Origin of the sequence: Escherichia sp. E2661 (assembly GCF_004745185.1) — a bacterium.
GTDB lineage: Bacteria > Pseudomonadota > Gammaproteobacteria > Enterobacterales > Enterobacteriaceae > Escherichia.
In genome coordinates this window covers 18840-38656 of the sequence record NZ_PDIG01000017.1, presented here as the reverse complement: position 1 = coordinate 38656, position 19817 = coordinate 18840, and the positions used below count along the sequence as shown (strand labels likewise).

Sequence of the window (19817 nt, the reverse complement as noted above, 5' to 3'; positions counted from 1 at the left end):
ACGTTGATTTTTTAAATAGCAAGAGGGTTCTGGTCAGGGACCAGAACCTCTGACATCGAGTAATCTTAAGGCTATTTACCGATCATCGTCGACATGGTTTGCGCGATAAATTGCGCTCGCGCGCCAAAAATGACCTGAATGCCGTTATTGCCGACAAAAACCACGCCACGGGCACCAATATTATTCAGACCATCCTGATCCACCGCTTCTTTATCAGAGACTTCCAGACGTAAACGCGTGATGCAGGAGCCTACCGATTTAATGTTTTGTTGACCGCCAAGCAGCGTAATGATTTCTGTTGCCAGCTCGTCATCGGTTTTATCATTAGCGCTAACCGTAGTTTCGGTACGACCAGGCGTTTTTACATCAAAACGACGAATAACAAAGCGGAAGGTGAAGTAGTAGATCACCGCCATTGGCACGCCGACGATAATGGCGCTCAGGAAGTTGGTTTCGTAGCCGTTAAATGATGGCAGGATGCCAAACGAAATATAATCGATAAGCCCTGCCGAGAAGGATTTTGCAATGTGGGCATGGAGCAGATACATCGCCATATAGGAGAGGCCAGCCATTATCGCGTTGAATACGTACAGTACCGGTGCCACGAAAATAAAGGTAAATTCAACGGGTTCTGTAATACCTGTCAGGAAACAGGTTAATGCGGCAGAGAACAGAATTCCGGCGGCAATTTTCTTATTTTTGGTGTGTGCTTCATGGTACATCGCCAGACACGCCGCAGGCAGCGCGAACAGCATGAGCGGGAACTCGCCCTGTAAAAACTTACCTGCGTTATGGTAGCTGTCGCTACTGAACGATTTCACACCTTCTTCCAGCATTTTGAACCAAATTGTTTGGTCACCGTGGATTGTTTGCCCTGCCTGGGTGGTGTAATCACCAAAAGAGTACCAGAACGACGGATACCAGATGTGGTGCAGCCCAAGCGGAATGAGCGCACGTTCTGTCACACCAAAAATAAAGGTCGATGCCGCTTGGTTATCACCATTGACGATAACTGATAGTGCATCGATTCCCGACTGAATATGTTGCCAGACATAGGGCAGTAACAAGCCAAGGATGAAGGAAAGAAAAGCCGTCGCGATAGCGACAAAGCGTTTTCCGGAGAAAAAACCAAGGAATTCTGGCAATTGCATGGTATGAAAACGGTTGTAACACCACGCTGCCAGAATCCCGCATATCAGGCCGCCAAAAAACGCCCATTTGCAGTGTGGGGATCCCCACCACCATCGCGTATTTGCCGCCTTGCCCGGCCATTTCTGGCGTGATGCTAAGTACGGTGCTGATGGTGATATTGGTGACAAAAACGGAAACGGCTGCGGATAACGCCGCAATTCCTGATTCAGAAGCCAGCCCTACGGCGGAACCGATAGCAAAAAGCATCGGCAAGTTATCAAAAATAATGCCGCCTGCATTCATCATCAACGGCAAATGGAATTTATCGCCGAACGCCAGTAACAACCCAGCGGCAGGCAGAAGCGAAATTGGCAGCATTAGGGCGCGACCAATCATCGACAATTTAGAAAGTGACTTCACGAAACTCGACATCAGATTCATGCTGATTTCCCCCGAATAGCGCATAAATCTGCGCGAATTAGTCTTTTTTTGTATAAGTAGAACGTTCTAGTAGAACGTTCTACTTATCGTGGGGGATGCATAATTGCTCTGCAACATAATTTTGGAGGAATTGTTAATAGTTTGAAGTAGTTCAAATAATAAACATGCAGTATTGAATGCAAATTATGGTATCTATTTGTTTTATTTAAATAAGTGTCCAGCTAACACTGACGAGCATATTAATTAACTCTTATTTAAATAAATTTGAAGCCGATGGCTTATCCGTTTATTCATTACTTCGCGCGCGATAATGCGAGAGAACCCATTTACTCCCACATTCAAATGAAGAAAATTCATCTTCACTGATTATTCCTCACCATCATGGGGCATTTTTCGGTTGACGCCCCTCGGCTTTTCCTTCATCTTTACATCTGGACGTCTAAATGGATAGATATTCACAACACAACATATAACTACAAGCGATTGATGAGGTAAGGTATGAGCTTTTTTCACGCCAGCCAGCGGGATGCCCTGAATCAGAGCCTGGCCGAAGTCCAGGGGCAGATTAATGTTTCGTTCGAATTTTTCCCGCCGCGTACCAGTGAAATGGAGCAGACCCTGTGGAACTCCATCGATCGCCTCAGCAGTCTGAAACCGAAGTTTGTATCGGTGACCTATGGCGCAAACTCCGGTGAGCGCGACCGCACGCACAGCATTATTAAAGGCATTAAAGATCGCACCGGTCTGGAAGCGGCGCCGCATCTTACCTGCATTGATGCGACGCCTGCCGAGCTGCGGACCATCGCCCGCGACTACTGGAATAACGGTATTCGCCATATCGTGGCGCTGCGTGGCGACCTGCCGCCGGGAAGCGGTAAGCCGGAAATGTATGCCTCTGACCTGGTGACGCTGTTAAAAGAGGTCGCGGATTTCGATATCTCCGTGGCGGCGTATCCGGAAGTGCATCCGGAAGCGAAAAGCGCCCAGGCGGATTTGCTTAACCTGAAACGCAAAGTGGACGCCGGAGCCAATCGCGCGATTACTCAGTTCTTCTTCGATGTCGAAAGCTACCTGCGTTTTCGCGATCGTTGTGTTTCGGCGGGTATTGATGTGGAAATCATTCCGGGCATTTTGCCCGTCTCTAACTTTAAACAGGCGAAGAAATTTGCTGACATGACCAACGTGCGTATTCCGGCGTGGATGGCGCAAATGTTTGATGGTCTGGATGATGACGCCGAAACCCGCAAGCTGGTGGGTGCGAATATTGCGATGGATATGGTGAAGATTTTAAGCCGTGAAGGGGTGAAAGATTTCCACTTCTATACGCTTAACCGCGCTGAAATGAGTTACGCGATTTGCCATACGCTGGGTGTTCGACCTGGTTTATAAGTGCTTTGGTTTCTGTAAAAATCACACGGTGATCACAAAATTAAAACAAAGCACAAAATGCCTCCTCGAAGCGAGGGGGCAGACAAGTAAAACTATTGACTCGCTTTTTCTCCTTCATTCCTTAAAAGAACAGAGAGAAAACAGGGATAAAACCCTTTTTTATAAGGTATTTGTCCGTAATCGGACATAATCAAAAAGGCTTATTTAAGATCAATTTGATCTACATCTCTTTAACTAATGATATGTAAGATCCCAACTATCGCATCCGTGGATTAATTCAATTATAACTTCTCTCTAACGCTGTGTATCGTAAGGGTAACACTGTAGAGGGAGTATATTGATGAGCACGTCAGACGATATCCATAACACAACAGCAGCCGGAAAATGCCCGTTCCATCATGGCGGTCATGACCAGAGCGCCGGTGCGGGAACAACCACTCATGACTGGTGGCCAAAACAACTCCGTGTTGACCTGTTAAACCAACATTCTAACCGTTCTAACCCACTGGGTGAGGACTTCGACTACCGCAAAGAATTTAGCAAGCTAGATTACTACGGCCTGAAAAAAGATCTGAAAGATCTGCTGACAGAGTCTCAACCGTGGTGGCCAGCAGACTGGGGCAGCTACGCTGGTCTGTTTATTCGTATGGCCTGGCACGGCGCGGGGACTTACCGTTCAATCGATGGTCGCGGCGGCGCGGGTCGTGGTCAGCAACGTTTTGCACCGCTCAACTCCTGGCCGGATAACGTCAGCCTGGATAAAGCGCGTCGTCTGTTGTGGCCAATCAAACAAAAATATGGTCAGAAAATCTCCTGGGCCGACCTGTTTATCCTCGCGGGTAACGTGGCGCTGGAAAACTCCGGTTTCCGTACCTTCGGTTTTGGTGCCGGTCGTGAAGACGTCTGGGAACCGGATCTCGACGTAAACTGGGGTGATGAAAAAACCTGGCTTGCCCACCGTAACCCGGAAGAACTGGCAAAACGCCCATTAGCAGCAACCGAAATGGGGCTGATTTACGTTAACCCGGAAGGACCAAATGCCAGCGGCGAACCGCTTTCTGCGGCTGCAGCTATTCGCGCGACATTTGGCAATATGGGGATGAACGACGAAGAAACCGTTGCGCTGATCGCGGGTGGTCATACGTTAGGTAAAACTCACGGCGCAGGCCCGGCAACGCACGTAGGTCCTGATCCAGAAGCGGCCCCGATCGAAAACCAGGGCTTAGGCTGGAAAAGTGATTTTGGTTCCGGTGTCGGTGCCGATGCCATTACGTCAGGTCTGGAAGTGGTCTGGACCCAGACGCCGACCCAGTGGAGCAACTATTTCTTCGAAAACCTGTTCAAGTATGAGTGGGTACAGACTCGTAGCCCGGCAGGCGCCATCCAGTTTGAAGCCGTAGATGCACCGGAAATTATCCCGGATCCGTTCGATCCGTCGAAGAAACGTAAGCCGACGATGCTGGTCACTGACCTGACGCTGCGTTTTGATCCAGAGTTTGAGAAGATTTCACGTCGCTTCCTTGACGATCCGCAAGCGTTCAACGAAGCCTTTGCCCGTGCGTGGTTCAAACTGACGCACAGGGATATGGGGCCGAAATCTCGTTACATCGGACCGGAAGTGCCGAAAGAAGATCTGATCTGGCAAGATCCGCTGCCACATGCGTTCTTCAACCCGAGCGAGGAAGATATCCTTAACCTGAAGACGGCGATTGCTGAGTCTGGTCTCTCTGTGAGCGAGCTGGTTTCTGTTGCCTGGGCTTCTGCCTCCACCTTCCGCGGTGGGGATAAACGTGGCGGTGCCAACGGTGCGCGTCTGGCATTAGCTCCGCAGCGCGACTGGGAGGTTAATGCCGCAGCAGCACGCGCATTGCCGGTGCTGGAGGGGATCTATAAATCCTCACACACGGCTTCACTCGCTGACATTATTGTTCTCGCCGGTGTTGTTGGTGTCGAAAAAGCGGCGAGTGCTGCGGGTATCAGCATCAGTGTTCCGTTCACACCAGGCCGCGTAGATGCACGTCAGGATCAGACGGATATCGAGATGTTCGAGCTGCTCAAACCTGTTGCTGATGGTTTCCGTAACTATCGCGCTGCGTCGGGCGAGGCTACCACTGAATCACTGCTGATCGATAAAGCGCAGCAACTGACGCTGACTGCACCAGAAATGACTGTGCTGGTGGGCGGGATGCGTGTGCTGGGCGCCAACTTCGATGGCAGCAAAAACGGTGTCTTCACTGACCGTGTGGGCGTATTGAGCAATGACTTCTTCGTGAACTTGCTGGATATGCGTTACGAGTGGAAAGCGACCGACGAATCGAAAGAACTGTTCGAAGGCCGTGACCGTGAAACGGGTGAAGTGAAATACACTGCCAGCCGTGCGGATCTGGTATTTGGTTCTAACTCCGTCCTGCGTGCGCTGGCAGAAGTTTACGCCAGCAGCGATGCCCACGAGAAATTTGTAAAAGACTTCGTGGCGGCATGGGTGAAAGTGATGAACCTCGACCGTTTCGACCTGCTGTAATCTGACCTTCTTCAGCGACTGCCTTTCAGGCAGTCGCTGAAGTTTCTTTACCGGCGTATAGTGTCCACAGGAAAACTACACACTGGATCTCTCATGTCTGCCGCAGGAAAGAGCAACCCACTGGCAATCAGTGGCCTGGTTGTGCTCACACTTATCTGGAGTTATAGCTGGATTTTCATGAAGCAAGTCACCAGCTACATCGGTGCCTTCGACTTCACCGCCTTACGCTGCATTTTCGGCGCTCTCGTTTTATTCATCGTTCTTTTGTTACGTGGTCGCGGAATGCGCCCGACGCCGTTTAAATACACCTTAGCCATTGCCCTGTTACAAACCTGCGGGATGGTTGGCCTGGCACAGTGGGCGCTGGTCAGCGGCGGAGCGGGGAAAGTGGCGATCCTGAGCTATACCATGCCGTTCTGGGTGGTGATTTTCGCCGCGTTGTTTCTCGGTGAACGCCTGCGACGTGGGCAATATTTCGCGATTCTGATTGCCGCTTTCGGTTTATTTTTGGTGTTGCAGCCGTGGCAACTCGATTTCTCTTCGATGAAAAGCGCCATGCTGGCGATCCTCTCCGGCGTCAGTTGGGGGGCGAGCGCCATTGTTGCTAAACGTCTGTATGCCCGTCATCCGCGCGTGGATTTATTGTCGTTAACATCCTGGCAGATGCTGTATGCGGCGCTGGTGATGAGTGTGGTCGCTTTACTGGTACCGCAACGTGAAATTGACTTGCAGCCCACCGTGTTCTGGGCGCTGGCCTACAGTGCGATTCTGGCGACGGCGCTGGCGTGGAGCTTATGGTTGTTTGTATTGAAAAACTTGCCTGCCAGTATTGCCAGCTTAAGCACACTGGCCGTTCCCGTTTGCGGCGTACTCTTTTCCTGGTGGCTGCTCGGTGAAAATCCTGGTGCGGTTGAAGGTAGCGGTATTGTGCTGATTGTACTGGCACTGGCGCTGGTGAGCCGTAAGAAAAAAGAAGCCGTCAGTGTAAAAAGGATCTGAATTTTTTCTTCATGTGGGGCGATCGCTTATTTAACAAAATACCGATAATGCCCCACCATCCGCCAGCTAAACAGTACATCTTCTTCCTGCGCGCCTGCGCCAATGTTATGTATCACCAGCGGCGTACTGTCGCGGGCGAAGCCATCTGACACCACCCCAATATGTGCCAGCCCGTTGTCCAGTTGCCAGGAGACAATATCACCCGCTTGATAGTCACCGGCGTTTTTGCTGGTGGGGCGTGTTTTATCGTGGCGGGTAAACCAGGTTTCCAGATTAGGCACCCGACGGTGATCGATGTTGCTGTCCGGGCGCTTTAACTTCCATTTTGTGGGTACTCGGCAAAATTCTTCGCCATATCTTCGTGCACCAGTTTCTGCAAATCGACCTTCTGGCTGCGCAAGGCGCGGATCACCACATCGGAACATACGCCGCGTTCTTGCGGGACATCACCGCCAGGATAGGTAAGCTGCACATACGCCGGATCGTAAAATAGCGTGCTGCCGATTTGCTGTCTGGCACTGTCTGCGATGGCAAGGTTGGTGTTGGCCTGGATTTGTACCACGGTTGGTGGAACGGCGGGAGATTTTAAGGAGTGGCTGGTAAATGCTGTTAGCAGGCTGACCAGCGCCAGTGAAGCTTTCATCTGTTTCATCCGTGAAAATAAGAGTCACAGATTCGACCTTCCGGGCTAACGATTGTTCTGTGGAGAAAATGTCCAGAAGCGGATAAAAAAACTCCCAATCAACGTGGGAGTTTTAGTTTACTGGCACAGAGTGCCGGATGCGGCGTGAACGCCTTATTCGGCCTACAAAAGCACGCAAATTCAATATATTGTAGAGATTACGTAGGCCTGATAAGCGTAGCGCATCAGGCAATTTTGCGTTCAAACTCCCGGACAAGCCGGGAGTTTGGAGTAGGTTATTCCCACTCTTGCAGGAAACGCTGACCGTACTGGTCGGCTACCAGCAGTGCGGCGTAAACCTGATCTGGCGTCGCGCCGCCAGGCATGTTGTGAATGGTTTCACCTTCTGCACATGCCGCTTCTGCCACAATTCGCATTTTCGCCGGGACATCTTCTTTAATATCCAGTTGAGCGAGAGTTATTGGCAAACCTACCGCATGGCTAAGTGCAGCTACGGTTTCGATTTCCTCAACCGGCGCGTTTTCCAGAACCAGCTGCGTCAGCGTACCGAATGCCACTTTTTCACCGTGATAATAGTGATGCGCATCCGGGATAGCGGTCAGGCCGTTATGCACCGCATGAGCCGCCGCCAGACCACCGCTTTCAAAACCAACGCCGCTCAAATAGGTGTTCGCTTCAATCACGCGCTCCAGCGCCGGAGTCACTACATGCTGTTCGGCGGCAAGCATCGCTTTTTCGCTTTCTTCCAGCAGGGTGTTGTAGCACAGTTCAGCCAGCGCCAGCGCCGCCTGAGTACACTTACCGCCCGCCATCGTGGTTGCGCCGCTACGAGAGCAGGCACGCGCTTCAAACCAGGTCGCCAGCGCATCACCGATACCCGCTGCTAACAGACGCGCAGGTGCGCCCGCGACGATTTTAGTATCGACAATGACCATATTCGGGTTATTTGGCAGCAGCAGATAGCGGTCAAACTCACCATCATCGGTGTAGATAACAGACAATGCGCTGCACGGTGCGTCGGTAGAGGCGATAGTCGGTGCGATCGCTACCGGAACACCCATGAAATGTGCCAGCGCTTTGGCAGTATCGAGGGTTTTTCCGCCACCGATACCGAGAATTGCGCCACACTGCGCAGTCTCCGCGATGCCACGCAGACGGTCGATCTCATTTTGCGAACATTCACCGCCAAACGGCGCAATTTCTACTACCAGCCCGGCATCTTTAAAGCTTTGCTCGACGGTTGCCTGAGCAAAACCTAATACAAATTTATCGCCAACAACCAACCAACGTTCTGCCAGCGGCTTCAGGTATTCGCCCAGGCGATTAATGACATCAGCGCCCTGGATGTATTTACCCGGTGATTGAATAATGCGGTCCATAATTGCTCCTTTAGAGATGAGTAGTGCCAAATGCGGCATTCCAGTCGTGTTCGAACTTCTCTATAGCTGACTCTACCGCAGGGGTGTTGAGCATTTGTTGCGCTACATCTAAGGGCAGTGTGATGGATTCACATCCTGCCAGTAAACAGTCCAGCGCCTGACGCGGCGTTTTAAAGCTGGCTGCCAGCACCATGCTTTCTGGCGCGTGCATTTCCAGTAACGCTTGCAGCTCCTGTACGGTACGAATGCCGTCTCCGCCCTGGGCGTCTACGCGGTTAACATACGGAGCAACGTATTTTGCCCCTGCCAGTGCGGCCAGTAACCCTTGTGCGGCGCTATATACAGCGGTGCCAAGTGTAGTAATACCCTCTTTTTTCAGCATCTTAATGGCGGCCAGACCTTCGGAAGTCACCGGGATTTTCACCACAATGCCCGGAATGGCGTCGCGCAGGCGCTTCGCTTCCTCCACCATCCCCTGCGCGTCGCGGCTCATGGTCTGAGCAAACAGAATGCCTTCATCACCAATCGCTTTTTGCAGACGCGGCAGCACTTCCCAGATGGACTCCTTGCTGGCAGCGATAATGCTCGGGTTAGTTGTTACCCCAGCAATCGGGAATATGCGTGCCAGACGTTCGACTTCTGCGACGTTAGCGGTGTCCAGATACAGTTCCATGATGTTTCCTTTTACAGTTCCAGTTCATGTTGCAGCAGGCTGGCGATAGCGTCGGCAGAGGCGGCGTTAACCAGCGCGTTACGGAATTCTTCGTGCATGATGCGACGAGCGAGGCGCGAGAAAATGCGCATATGCTGATCGCCCGCAGCGTGTTTGTTCAGGGTTAACATAATGATGAATTGCGCTTCATCATCGCCCCAGCGCACCGGTGCTTGCAGACGCGCCACGCTGATGGTGGATTGCTCAATGTGTTCTGATTTGCTGTGTGGAATGGCAAAACTAAAGCCCAGACCGGTAGAGAAAACGGCCTCGCGCGCCCACAAGTCGGCTTCCAGTTTACGCGGATAGCGGCAGCGGCCAGCCAGCAGCAGGTTATCGGTCATGCCTTTGAGCACTTCTTCTTTGCTGCGCCAGTCGCTTTCCAGCGTGATGCACTCGGCAGTGACCAGCGGTGCGTCCTGTTGGGTCATGCGGAATTGCGCCAGCAGATGTTCCACTTCCAGCGAAGTCCGGCAGGCCATTGCCTGGTTGAGCAACTGGCGACACTCACGCTATCAAGTTGCGCCATCCGCGCTTTCGCCGCCGGAATTGACGGTGCGCTCATGCTCAGCTCATCCAGCCCTAAACCGATCAGCAACGGCAGCACGGAACCTTTCGCCCCCAGTTCACCGCACAGACCAATCCATTTTCCCTGGCGATGCACCGCCTGCACGGCGTAATCGAGCGCCCGCAAGAATGCCGGATTCAGGCTGTTGTAGTGACGAGTAACCTTAGCGTTATCGCGATCCACCGCCAGCAGATATTGCGTCAGGTCATTACTGCCGATACTAAAGAAATCAATCTCTTCGCAGCATTGATCGATGATGAACATCACCGACGGCACTTCCAGCATAATGCCGAGCTGGATCTTCTCATCAAACGGAATGTGTTCGTTACGTAGTTGCTGTTTGGCTTCTGCCAGTTTTTCTTTCACCCATAAGATCTCTTCCATTGAGGAGATCATCGGGATCATGATTTTCAGGCTGCCGTGAGCAGAGGCGCGCAGGATCGAGCGTAGTTGTGTGGTGAACAGCGAGGCGTATTCTTCATAAATACGCACCGCGCGATAACCGAGGAACGGGTTAGCTTCTGCCGGAATGTTCAGATAATCAACGGGTTTGTCACCGCCAATATCCATAGTGCGCACAATAATGCTGCGCCCGTTGGCGGACTCCAGCGCCTGACAAAAAATGTTGTACAGCTCGCTTTCGCCCGGTGCGCTGGTGCGATCCATATAGAGCATTTCAGTACGGAACAAACCAACGCCTTCCGCGCCATTGCCAAATGCGGCCTGCGCTTCCACTGAGTGGGCGATGTTCGCCGCGACTTCGATACGAATACCGTCAGCGGTACGCGCTTGCTGGGTCAGCCAGACACGCTGTTGCTCACGCAGAGCGTCCTGTACGCGGGCTTCTTGCTGATAATAACGGGCCACGGCTTCCCCTGGCTCAACCACAATTGCCCCGGCGTTGCCGTCGATATAAATCGTTTGTTGCTGCCACGGGGTAAGGGCATCGATATCCACACCAACCAGCGTCGGAATGTTGAACGAACGAGCAAGAATTACCGTATGTGACGTAGTGCCGCCGCTTTTCAGTAACAGACCTTTGAGGTGATTTTTATCCAGTTCGAGAAACTGGCTGGGGGTCAGCTCATCCGCCATACAAATAGATGACTGCGTCAGCTTGCCCGGTGCCGGGAAGCGTTGTTCACCGTAGATTTGCTGAAGCAGCTGGAAGCAGACGTCGCGTACGTCCAGCGCACGTTCTTGCAGGTAGCTACTGCTGGAACGGGCGAACTCTTCGCAAAAGTGATTCGCACTGGCGACAATCGCTTCGGCGCAGCTTAATCCGGCACTGACGCCTGCCAGTAAATGTTCGCGCAGGGAAGTATCGCCAGCCAGTGATCGGTGCGCTTCCAGAATCGCGCTGGTGGCACCGTCGCTATCCAGCAGACGAAACTCAATGTTTTTCATCACCAGCGTCAGGCCGTTTTCCAGCGCGGATTGCTCAGCGTCCACACCTTTGGCGGCGGGAAGATTACCCAGTGCGTTGAGATCTAACGATGAAATTGGCGTCAGCGTGCCGCCTGCGCTACCGCTACATACGGTGCGGGCGCGAATAATGTGCGGATTCAAATTAGTGAGTGAAACCGGCAGCGGCTCCAGCTCGTCAGATTTAACTTCTGCCAGCGGCGCGTCGCAGTGGGGGAATTCATCACGTAACCACTGGCTCAAGCGCTGGTGTGCTGCTTGTTCGTCAGCCCCGGAAATCAGTAACTGGCAGTTATCGCCCACCAGTGTATCGGTGCCAATCAGCGCCAGGGCGCTTTTGGCGTTGCCTTTACGGTCAGTACGCAGGTTATGCCACTCAATTTGAGATGAAAAAGTATTACACAGCGTTTCAACGTGGCTTGCCGGACGCGCATGTACGCCGTTAGGCAGCTCACAAATAAATTCCACAATCAGGGCCATTGCCTCTCTCCCGGTACGGTTTTCTGTTTACAGGATAAGAGCGCATGGCAACGACCTGCCATGTGACAAATCTGCCAAAAGCTGGACAAATGTAATGTAACCGCCAATTTGCGACGCGTCTCACAAGACGCGCCATTCCGGCATGATTCCGAGTTAACGCAAGTTATGAGGCGGATCGCATTTTTGTACTGACATTACAAAAGTCCAGTAAATGGCCTTTTTATCCACTGTTTGACCTGCTTGCGATTGCCTATTGTTTCTCCCATCAAAAAATATGGACATAGGCTTGGGTAAGCCTGGGAGCGACTTATGAATGAGTTGGTACAGATCCTGAAAAACACTCGTCAGCACTTAATGACGGGCGTTTCACACATGATTCCCTTCGTGGTATCGGGCGGTATTTTGCTGGCGGTTTCCGTCATGTTGTATGGCAAAGGCGCAGTGCCGGATGCCGTAGCCGATCCGAATCTGAAAAAACTGTTTGATATCGGTGTTGCAGGTTTAACGCTGATGGTGCCTTTCCTCGCCGCTTACATCGGTTATTCCATTGCAGAACGCTCTGCGCTGGCTCCGTGCGCTATCGGTGCCTGGGTTGGCAACAGCTTTGGTGCAGGCTTCTTTGGTGCGCTGATCGCCGGGATTATCGGCGGCATCGTGGTGCATTACCTGAAGAAAATTCCGGTGCATAAAGTTCTGCGCTCGGTGATGCCCATCTTCATTATTCCCATTGCCGGCACCTTAATTACCGCTGGCGTCATGATGTGGGGGCTGGGGGAACCTGTAGGTGCGTTAACCAACAGCCTGACTCAGTGGCTTCAGGGGATGCAGCAAGGCAGCGTGGTGATGCTGGCGGTGATCATGGGGCTGATGCTGGCGTTCGATATGGGCGGCCCGGTTAACAAAGTGGCCTATGCGTTCATGCTGATTTGCGTTGCTCAGGGTGTTTATACCGTGGTGGCCATTGCTGCCGTGGGGATCTGTGTTCCGCCGCTGGGCATGGGGCTGGCAACGCTGATTGGTCGTAAAAATTTCTCCGCAGAAGAGCGCGAAACCGGTAAAGCGGCGCTGGTAATGGGCTGTGTTGGCGTCACTGAAGGGGCGATTCCTTTCGCTGCCGCCGATCCGTTGCGTGTCATTCCTTCCATTATGGTGGGGACTGTCTGTGGCACGGTGACCGCAGCAATGGTAGGTGCGCAGTGCTATGCAGGCTGGGGTGGTCTGATTGTGCTGCCGGTGGTTGAAGGCAAGTTGGGTTACATCGCGGCAGTGGCTGTTGGGGCTGTAGCAACGGCTATCTGCGTTAACGTGCTGAAAAGTCTGGCGCGTAAAAATGGGTCTTCGACTGCTGAGAAGGAAGACGACCTGGATCTGGATTTTGAAATTAATTAATTGAGGAACGAGCCATGACGAAAATTATTGCAGTAACCGCATGTCCTTCAGGTGTTGCCCATACCTATATGGCGGCAGAGGCGCTGGAAAGTGCCGCGAAAGCGAAAGGCTGGGAAGTAAAAGTAGAAACTCAGGGTTCGATTGGTCTGGAAAATGAACTGACTGCGGAAGACGTGGCGAGCGCCGATATGGTGATTCTGACCAAAGATATCGGCATCAAATTTGAAGAGCGTTTTGCAGGCAAGACCATCGTGCGCGTCAATATCAGCGACGCGGTTAAACGCGCTGACGCCATTATGAGCAAAATTGAAGCTCATCTGACACAAACCGCTTAAGTTCTTATCCCGCCCGTAAGGGCGGGTTCGCTTTCCCACAGGAGTTCCTCATGACGAATCGTATCTCTCGCCTCAAAACTGCACTGTTTGCCAATACCCGTGAAATCTCGCTGGAGCGGGCGCTGCTTTATACCGCCAGCCATCGGCAAACCGAAGGCGAACCGGTGATATTGCGCCGGGCGAAAGCAACAGCGTATATCCTTGAACATGTTGAAATTTCGATTCGTGATGAAGAACTGATTGCCGGTAACCGCACCGTAAAACCGCGCGCCGGGATTATGTCGCCGGAAATGGACCCTTACTGGTTGCTGAAAGAGCTGGATCAATTCCCGACGCGCCCGCAAGACCGTTTCGCCATTAGCGAAGAAGACAAACGTATCTACCGTGAAGAGCTGTTCCCGTACTGGGAAAAACGTTCGATGAAAGATTTCATCAACGGGCAGATGACGGATGAAGTAAAAGCCGCGACCAGCACGCAGATTTTCAGCATCAACCAGACGGATAAAGGCCAGGGACACATTATTATTGATTACCCGCGCCTGCTGAATCACGGGCTGGGTGAGCTGGTGGCGCAGATGCAGCAACATTGCCAGCAACAGCCGGAGAATCACTTTTATCAGGCAGCATTGTTACTGCTCGAAGCCTCGCAGAAACACATTTTGCGTTACGCCGAACTGGCGGAAACGATGGCGGCAAACTGCCCGGATGCCCAGCGTCGCGAAGAACTGCTGACTATTGCGGAGATCTCCCGCCATAACGCCGAACATAAGCCGCAGACGTTCTGGCAGGCGTGCCAGTTATTCTGGTACATGAACATCATTCTGCAATACGAATCCAACGCCAGTTCGCTGTCTTTAGGGCGCTTCGACCAGTATATGTTGCCGTTCTATCAGGCATCATTAACCCAGGGCGAAGATCCGGCGTTCCTGAAAGAACTGCTCGAATCTTTATGGGTGAAATGCAACGACATCGTGCTGTTGCGTTCCACCAGCAGTGCGCGTTATTTCGCAGGTTTCCCGACCGGCTATACCGCACTGCTCGGCGGGTTAACCGAGAATGGACGTAGCGCGGTGAACGTGCTTTCGTTCCTCTGTCTCGACGCCTATCAAAGCGTGCAATTACCGCAACCGAACCTCGGTGTGCGCACTAACGCCTTGATCGACACGCCGTTCCTGATGAAAACCGCAGAAACCATTCGCCTCGGCACGGGTATTCCGCAAATCTTCAACGATGAAGTGGTGGTGCCAGCGTTCCTCAACCGTGGCGTTTCGCTGGAAGATGCGCGCGATTATTCAGTGGTGGGCTGTGTGGAATTATCTATTCCCGGCAGAACCTACGGCTTGCATGACATCGCGATGTTTAACCTGCTGAAAGTGATGGAAATCTGCCTGCATGAAAATGAAGGCAATGCTGCGCTGAGTTATGAAGGTTTACTGGAACAGATCCGCGCCAAGATCAGCCACTACATCACCCTGATGGTTGAAGGCAGCAATATTTGCGATATCGGTCACCGTGACTGGGCACCTGTACCGCTGCTCTCATCGTTTATCAGTGATTGTCTGGAGAAAGGCCGCGATATTACCGACGGCGGCGCGCGTTATAACTTCTCCGGCGTACAGGGGATCGGTATCGCCAACCTGAGCGATTCTCTCCATGCGTTGAAAGGGATGATTTTTGATCAGCAGCGTTTAAGTTTTGACGAATTGCTGTCGGTATTAAAAGCTAACTTCGCAACGCCAGAAGGCGAAAAAAGTTCGCGCTCGCTTAATTAACCGCTTCGAGAAATACGGTAACGATATCGACGAGGTGGATAACATTAGCGCCGAACTGTTACGCCATTACTGCAAAGAAGTGGAAAAATACCAGAACCCGCGCGGCGGCTACTTCACGCCGGGATCGTATACCGTTTCTGCTCACGTCCCGTTGGGATCGGTAGTTGGTGCGACGCCAGACGGTCGTTTTGCCGGGGAACAGCTGGCAGACGGCGGCTTGTCACCCATGCTGGGTCAGGACGGGCAAGGGCCAACGGCGGTACTGAAGTCAGTCAGTAAGCTCGATAACACGCTGCTTTCTAACGGGACGTTGCTGAACGTGAAATTCACTCCGGCAACCCTGGAAGGTGAAGCGGGATTACGCAAACTGGCCGACTTCTTACGGGCATTTACCCAGCTTAAGTTGCAGCATGTTCAATTTAACGTGGTGAACGCCGACACGTTACGTGAAGCCCAATTACGCCCGCAGGACTATGCGGGGCTGGTGGTACGCGTTGCCGGATACAGCGCCTTCTTTGTCGAACTGTCGAAGGAGATCCAGGATGACATCATCCGCCGGACAGCGCATCAGCTGTAACGTTGTGGAAACGCGCCGCGATGATGTGGCGCGCATTTTCAACATTCAGCGTTATTCGCTGAATGACGGCGAGGGCATTCGTACGGTGGTCTTTTTTTAAAGGCTGTCCGCATCTTTGCCCGTGGTGTGCTAACCCGGAGTCGATCTCCGGCAAAATCCAGACGGTGCGCAGAGAGGCGAAATGTCTGCACTGCGCGAAATGTTTGCGCGATGCGGATGAATGCCCCTCCGGTGCGTTTGAACGGATTGGTCGCGATATCAGCCTTGACGCGCTGGAGCGGGAAGTGATGAAAGATGACGTTTTCTTTCGCACGTCCGGCGGCGGCGTCACGCTTTCTGGCGGAGAAGTATTAATGCAGGCGGAGTTTGCTACCCGTTTTTTACAGCGACTGCGGTTGTGGGGTGTGTCATGCGCTATCGAAACTGCCGGAGACGCGCCAGCCAGCAAACTGTTGCCGCTGGCGAAATTGTGCGATGAAGTGTTGTTCGATTTAAAAATTATGGACGCGACTCAGGCGCGGGATGTGGTGAAGATGAATCTGCCACGCGTGCTGGAGAACTTGCGTTTGCTGGTGAGTGAAGGTGTCAACGTGATCCCGCGTTTGCCGCTGATCCCCGGTTTCACACTCAGCCGGGAGAATATGCAGCAGGCGCTGGACGTGCTGATCCCGCTGAATATCAGGCAGATCCATCTGTTACCGTTTCATCAGTACGGCGAGCCGAAATACCGCTTGCTGGGGAAAACATGGTCGATGAAAGAGGTTTCAGCGCCGTCGTCAGCCGATGTGGCAACAATGCGCGAAATGGCAGAACGGGCCGGATTTCAGGTTACCGTGGGAGGTTAAAATGGCATACCTGGTGGCAGTAACCGCCTGCGTGAGCGGCGTGGCGCATACTTATATGGCGGCGGAACGGCTGGAAAAGTTGTGCCAGATAGAGAAATGGGGCGTCAGCATTGAAACCCAGGGCGCGCTGGGAACGGAGAATCGTTTAGCGGACGAGGATATCCGCCGGGCGGATGTTGCGCTGTTGATTACGGATATCGAGCTTGCTGGTGCCGAGCGATTTGAACATTGTCGCTACGTGCAATGCAGTATCTACGCGTTCCTGCGTGAGCCGCAGCGGGTGATGAGCGCGGTGCGTAAAGTGCTTTCTGCGCCGCAGCAAACCCATCTTATTCTGGAGTAGTCGGTTTTTCTGTCAGTTGGCTGTGGTACTGCCGACGATATTCCGACGGCGAGCGTTCGGTGTTTTTACGAAACAGACGGCAGAAGTAGTTGCTGTCGACAAAGCCGCAGGCGTGCGCCACTTCTTTTACCTTCAGGTCATAGCCTTTCAATAACGTCTTAGCGTGCTCCAGTCGCGTGTGATTCAGGTATTCGTTAAAACCAATGGCCCCCGTTTTTTGAAACAGGTGCGAGAGATAGTTTGGTGAAATATAGAACGCCTGTGCGACAGATTCGCGGGTAAGCGCGGAGGCATAGCGTTCGTCGATATAATCACGAATAGCTTCGAATAGAGCCTGGCTGCGTGAGGCGGTCTGTATTTGGCTGCCAAGCAAATCGCGGCAGTGGCTAAGCAGGCTGGCGACGATAAGCCTTGCCGTTTGCTGCTCCTGCGGCTGCATTTGCATTTCATTGAGCGTTTGTAGCAGAAAAGAACCAATGCGCGGGCCGCGTCGGGCGACGTGTTGCTTCGCCAGATTTTGATACTGTTTGCCATCCCATTGCACGACGCTGAAGCCGAGTTGCTGTTTGCCAAACAGCACGCTAAAGGTGGTGGCGGGGGCTTGCCATTGTGGGAAATTCCAGCCGCCAGCGGGAACGTACAGCACATCGCCGGGAACTAACGTTGCTCCAGCGCCGGTATCAACAAACTCACCTTCCAGCACTATTTCCAGCCGTGGAAAATCCACCTGATACGCAAGATCGGGCGCCGGACCGTTGCTGCTGGCAAAGTAAATCTGGCGCAGCGACAGCGGGCCGTTGATCAGGCGGGAGAGCAGATAGCTGACGTCGTGATACATGTTATTCCCTTAGGTATGTAGACGGGAAAACAGTAACTGGCATTATGAAAAAAGGCCACCTGAAAAGTGTGGCCTGAGGGGCGTTCGATGTAAACATTGCGGCAGTTGTATTGCCGGATGCGGCGTAAACGCTTTATCTGGCCTACCGCCGCGATCTGTAGGCCGGATAAGACGCGTCAAGCGTCGCATCCGGCAAATAGCATCTGGCTGATAATTACTGATTACCCACCTGATCGCCATACGGCAGAGTGTCGTAATCGATCAGCGCATTTTTCTTATACGGATTACCAATCCAGCGAGTGGTTTCTTTGAACTGCGGATTTACCACTGAACGGGTTGGATCGTAACCGTCGTAAGATAAGCCCGCCAAATCTGACCAGGTGTGGATCAGTTCCGCCAGGCTGTATTTACGATCAACATCCTGCGAGAAATCACGCGGATGAGTCGCCTGCCATTTTTCCGACGTCCACAGCAGGAACGGAATGGTGTACATATGGCGCGTCGGGTTATCTTCGTTACGCCCCTGAGTTTTGTGTGGCGGCGTGTCGTAAACCTCTTCACCGTGGTCAGAGAAGTAAACCAGGAATCCGTTCGGATCTGCTGCTTTAAAGTCTTTAATCAGGCTGGCAACCACATGATCGTTGTACAGGTTAGCGTTGTCATAGTCGTTATATGACTCCAGCTCTTCTGCGCTTAATCCCGGCGGAACATGATCGGTATTGCCATCAAACTTGCCCTGATTTTCCGGGTAACGGTATTTGTATTTGATATGCGTACCCAGCAGATGAACGATGATCAGTTTCTTCGGCGCAGGGTCCTTCAGCACTTCCTGGAACGGCTTCAGCACGTTGGTGTCGTATTCACGCGCACTCTGCGTACGTTGCTGGTTCATGTAGTACTGCTTGTCGGTCTGGCGCGAAAATACCGTCAGCATGGTGTTGCGGGCAGTCATCGTCTGCTGGTTGGTTATCCAGAAGGTTTTATAACCTGCCTGTTTCATCATGTTCATCAGCGACGGCTGCGTCAGATACAGATCCGGGTTCTTTTCATTGGCAAAGGTCAGCGCCTGTTGCAGGATTTCAATGGTGTACGGACGCGATGTGACCACGTTATTGAACACCGTCAGGTTCGGATCGGTTTTATGCAGCGCATCCAGTTCCGGCGTGGTTTCACGCGGATAGCCGTACAGGCTCATGCGTCCACGTTGGGTCGATTCGCCAATCACCAGCACTAAGGTGCGCGGTTCGTTACCCGATTCGTCTTTGAAATTAGCCAGTGGCGGTAATGCGTTATTTTCATTCAGCAGCTTCGTCAGTGAGTTAAGTTGTTGACGATACTGATAATAACCGGTCAGAAATTGCCACGGTGCGGCAGGTTCCATGCGAGATGCCAGATTATCCAACGTTTTCTCAAATGGCTTGTTCTTGATAAACGTATTCATGGCGATCGGGTGCAGAATCAAGCCATAAAGCAGGGCAAAAGAGACAACATAACGCCACGGTTTTGGAATATAGACCGGGCGCAGGCGCGTCCACAGCAAAACTGCCACCGCCGTATAGGCCAGCGCGATAAGCACAATCTTCAGGCTGAAATACTGGCTTAAATACTCGCTGGCTTCGTTGGTGTTGGTCTCAAACATCACAAACAGAACGCTCTGCGAGAACTCCTGACCGTAGATGACGTAGTAGCACAACGCTGCCAGAGAAGCCGCCCACAGCATTACGCCGATTACCGCTGCGATAATCTTAATCCGCTTCGGAAAGAGGAATACCGGGATCAACCACAGCGAACTGAACAGCAGCGAGTCGCGAATGCCGTTGGTGCCGCTGTAGCCGCTGATGTAAATAATGGCCTGTAACAGGGTAGAGAAAAACCAAAAGTAGAGCAGTGCCCAACCCAGGGCTTTCCAGCTAAAAATGGGTTTAGTCTGGACTTCAGTGGAATGCATAGTAAGAACCCGTTTTGGATAATAGCGCCGAATGTAAGGACAAAACCTTAAGGATATCTGAAGGGATATCCAGAATCTGGGT

The 19817-nt window shown here is 52.4% G+C and carries 10 protein-coding genes and 5 pseudogenes; 8 read left to right on the top strand and 7 right to left on the bottom strand.

Going from position 1 to position 19817, the window contains the following annotated elements:
* Window positions 1–71: 71 nt before the first annotated feature.
* A pseudogene (locus CRI63_RS08535) lies at window positions 72–1572 on the bottom strand (PTS transporter subunit EIIC).
* Between the two features lie 498 nt (window positions 1573–2070).
* Between CRI63_RS08535 and metF the strand changes: the two are divergent.
* The 3 genes from metF (at window position 2071) to yijE (ending at window position 6481) form a co-directional block, all read left to right on the top strand.
* Window positions 2071–2961 (top strand): methylenetetrahydrofolate reductase, encoded by an 891-nt coding sequence (gene metF / locus CRI63_RS08530; RefSeq protein WP_130222344.1) that lies wholly within the window; start codon window positions 2071–2073, stop codon window positions 2959–2961.
* A gap of 340 nt (window positions 2962–3301) precedes the next feature.
* Window positions 3302–5482, top strand: a complete 2181-nt coding sequence (katG, locus tag CRI63_RS08525) for a catalase/peroxidase HPI (protein WP_130222342.1) — start codon at window positions 3302–3304, stop codon at window positions 5480–5482.
* A gap of 93 nt (window positions 5483–5575) precedes the next feature.
* Window positions 5576–6481 carry a cystine transporter YijE gene (gene yijE / locus CRI63_RS08520; RefSeq protein ID WP_135519231.1) on the top strand — a complete coding sequence of 302 codons (906 nt, stop codon included), beginning with the start codon at window positions 5576–5578 and terminating at the stop codon, window positions 6479–6481.
* 26 nt (window positions 6482–6507) lie between these two features.
* Here yijE and CRI63_RS08515 read toward each other — a convergent pair.
* The 4 genes and pseudogenes from CRI63_RS08515 to ptsP all read right to left on the bottom strand — a co-directional run bounded on the left by CRI63_RS08515 (window position 6508) and on the right by ptsP (window position 11688).
* Window positions 6508–7124: pseudogene (locus CRI63_RS08515) on the bottom strand (DUF1287 domain-containing protein).
* 275 nt (window positions 7125–7399) lie between these two features.
* Entirely contained in the window at window positions 7400–8503 is a 1104-nt protein-coding gene (gldA, locus tag CRI63_RS08510) for a bifunctional L-1,2-propanediol dehydrogenase/glycerol dehydrogenase (RefSeq protein WP_130222336.1), read from the bottom strand.
* A 10-nt stretch (window positions 8504–8513) separates the two neighbouring features.
* Entirely contained in the window at window positions 8514–9176 is a 663-nt protein-coding gene (gene fsa / locus CRI63_RS08505; protein WP_000424845.1) for a fructose-6-phosphate aldolase, read from the bottom strand.
* 11 nt (window positions 9177–9187) lie between these two features.
* Window positions 9188–11688 (bottom strand): annotated as a pseudogene (gene ptsP / locus CRI63_RS08500) (phosphoenolpyruvate--protein phosphotransferase).
* Between the two features lie 309 nt (window positions 11689–11997).
* Here ptsP and CRI63_RS08495 point away from each other — a divergent pair.
* The 5 genes and pseudogenes from CRI63_RS08495 to CRI63_RS08475 all read left to right on the top strand — a co-directional run bounded on the left by CRI63_RS08495 (window position 11998) and on the right by CRI63_RS08475 (window position 16949).
* The gene (locus tag CRI63_RS08495) at window positions 11998–13077 is read left to right on the top strand and encodes a PTS fructose transporter subunit EIIC (RefSeq protein ID WP_135519229.1); all 1080 of its coding nucleotides are present in this window, start codon (window positions 11998–12000) and stop codon (window positions 13075–13077) included.
* A 14-nt stretch (window positions 13078–13091) separates the two neighbouring features.
* Window positions 13092–13412 (top strand): PTS fructose-like transporter subunit IIB, encoded by a 321-nt coding sequence (locus tag CRI63_RS08490; protein ID WP_130215305.1) that lies wholly within the window; start codon window positions 13092–13094, stop codon window positions 13410–13412.
* A 50-nt stretch (window positions 13413–13462) separates the two neighbouring features.
* Window positions 13463–15761 (top strand): annotated as a pseudogene (locus CRI63_RS08485) (formate C-acetyltransferase).
* Window positions 15727–16606: pseudogene (locus tag CRI63_RS08480) on the top strand ([formate-C-acetyltransferase]-activating enzyme). Before CRI63_RS08485 ends, CRI63_RS08480 begins: the two co-directional pseudogenes overlap by 35 nt.
* 1 nt (window position 16607) lies before the next feature.
* Entirely contained in the window at window positions 16608–16949 is a 342-nt protein-coding gene (locus CRI63_RS08475) for a PTS fructose-like transporter subunit IIB (RefSeq protein WP_032304250.1), read from the top strand.
* On the opposite strand, the gene CRI63_RS08470 is transcribed toward CRI63_RS08475, so the two are convergent.
* A complete protein-coding gene (locus CRI63_RS08470) occupies window positions 16936–17787 on the bottom strand; it encodes an AraC family transcriptional regulator (protein WP_000274608.1) in 852 nt (283 codons plus the stop codon). The genes CRI63_RS08475 and CRI63_RS08470 overlap by 14 nt on opposite strands.
* A gap of 214 nt (window positions 17788–18001) precedes the next feature.
* Window positions 18002–19735, bottom strand: a complete 1734-nt coding sequence (locus CRI63_RS08465) for a phosphoethanolamine transferase CptA (protein WP_135487063.1) — start codon at window positions 19733–19735, stop codon at window positions 18002–18004.
* Window positions 19736–19817: the final 82 nt, after the last annotated feature.

Coding starts and splice junctions, on each gene's coding strand:
- metF (WP_130222344.1), top strand. CDS start 2,071: ATGAGCTTTTTTCACGCCAGCCAGCGGGATGCCCTGAATCAGAGCCTG.
- katG (WP_130222342.1), top strand. CDS start 3,302: ATGAGCACGTCAGACGATATCCATAACACAACAGCAGCCGGAAAATGC.
- yijE (WP_135519231.1), top strand. CDS start 5,576: ATGTCTGCCGCAGGAAAGAGCAACCCACTGGCAATCAGTGGCCTGGTT.
- gldA (WP_130222336.1), bottom strand. CDS start 8,503: ATGGACCGCATTATTCAATCACCGGGTAAATACATCCAGGGCGCTGAT.
- fsa (WP_000424845.1), bottom strand. CDS start 9,176: ATGGAACTGTATCTGGACACCGCTAACGTCGCAGAAGTCGAACGTCTG.
- CRI63_RS08495 (WP_135519229.1), top strand. CDS start 11,998: ATGAATGAGTTGGTACAGATCCTGAAAAACACTCGTCAGCACTTAATG.
- CRI63_RS08490 (WP_130215305.1), top strand. CDS start 13,092: ATGACGAAAATTATTGCAGTAACCGCATGTCCTTCAGGTGTTGCCCAT.
- CRI63_RS08475 (WP_032304250.1), top strand. CDS start 16,608: ATGGCATACCTGGTGGCAGTAACCGCCTGCGTGAGCGGCGTGGCGCAT.
- CRI63_RS08470 (WP_000274608.1), bottom strand. CDS start 17,787: ATGTATCACGACGTCAGCTATCTGCTCTCCCGCCTGATCAACGGCCCG.
- CRI63_RS08465 (WP_135487063.1), bottom strand. CDS start 19,735: ATGCATTCCACTGAAGTCCAGACTAAACCCATTTTTAGCTGGAAAGCC.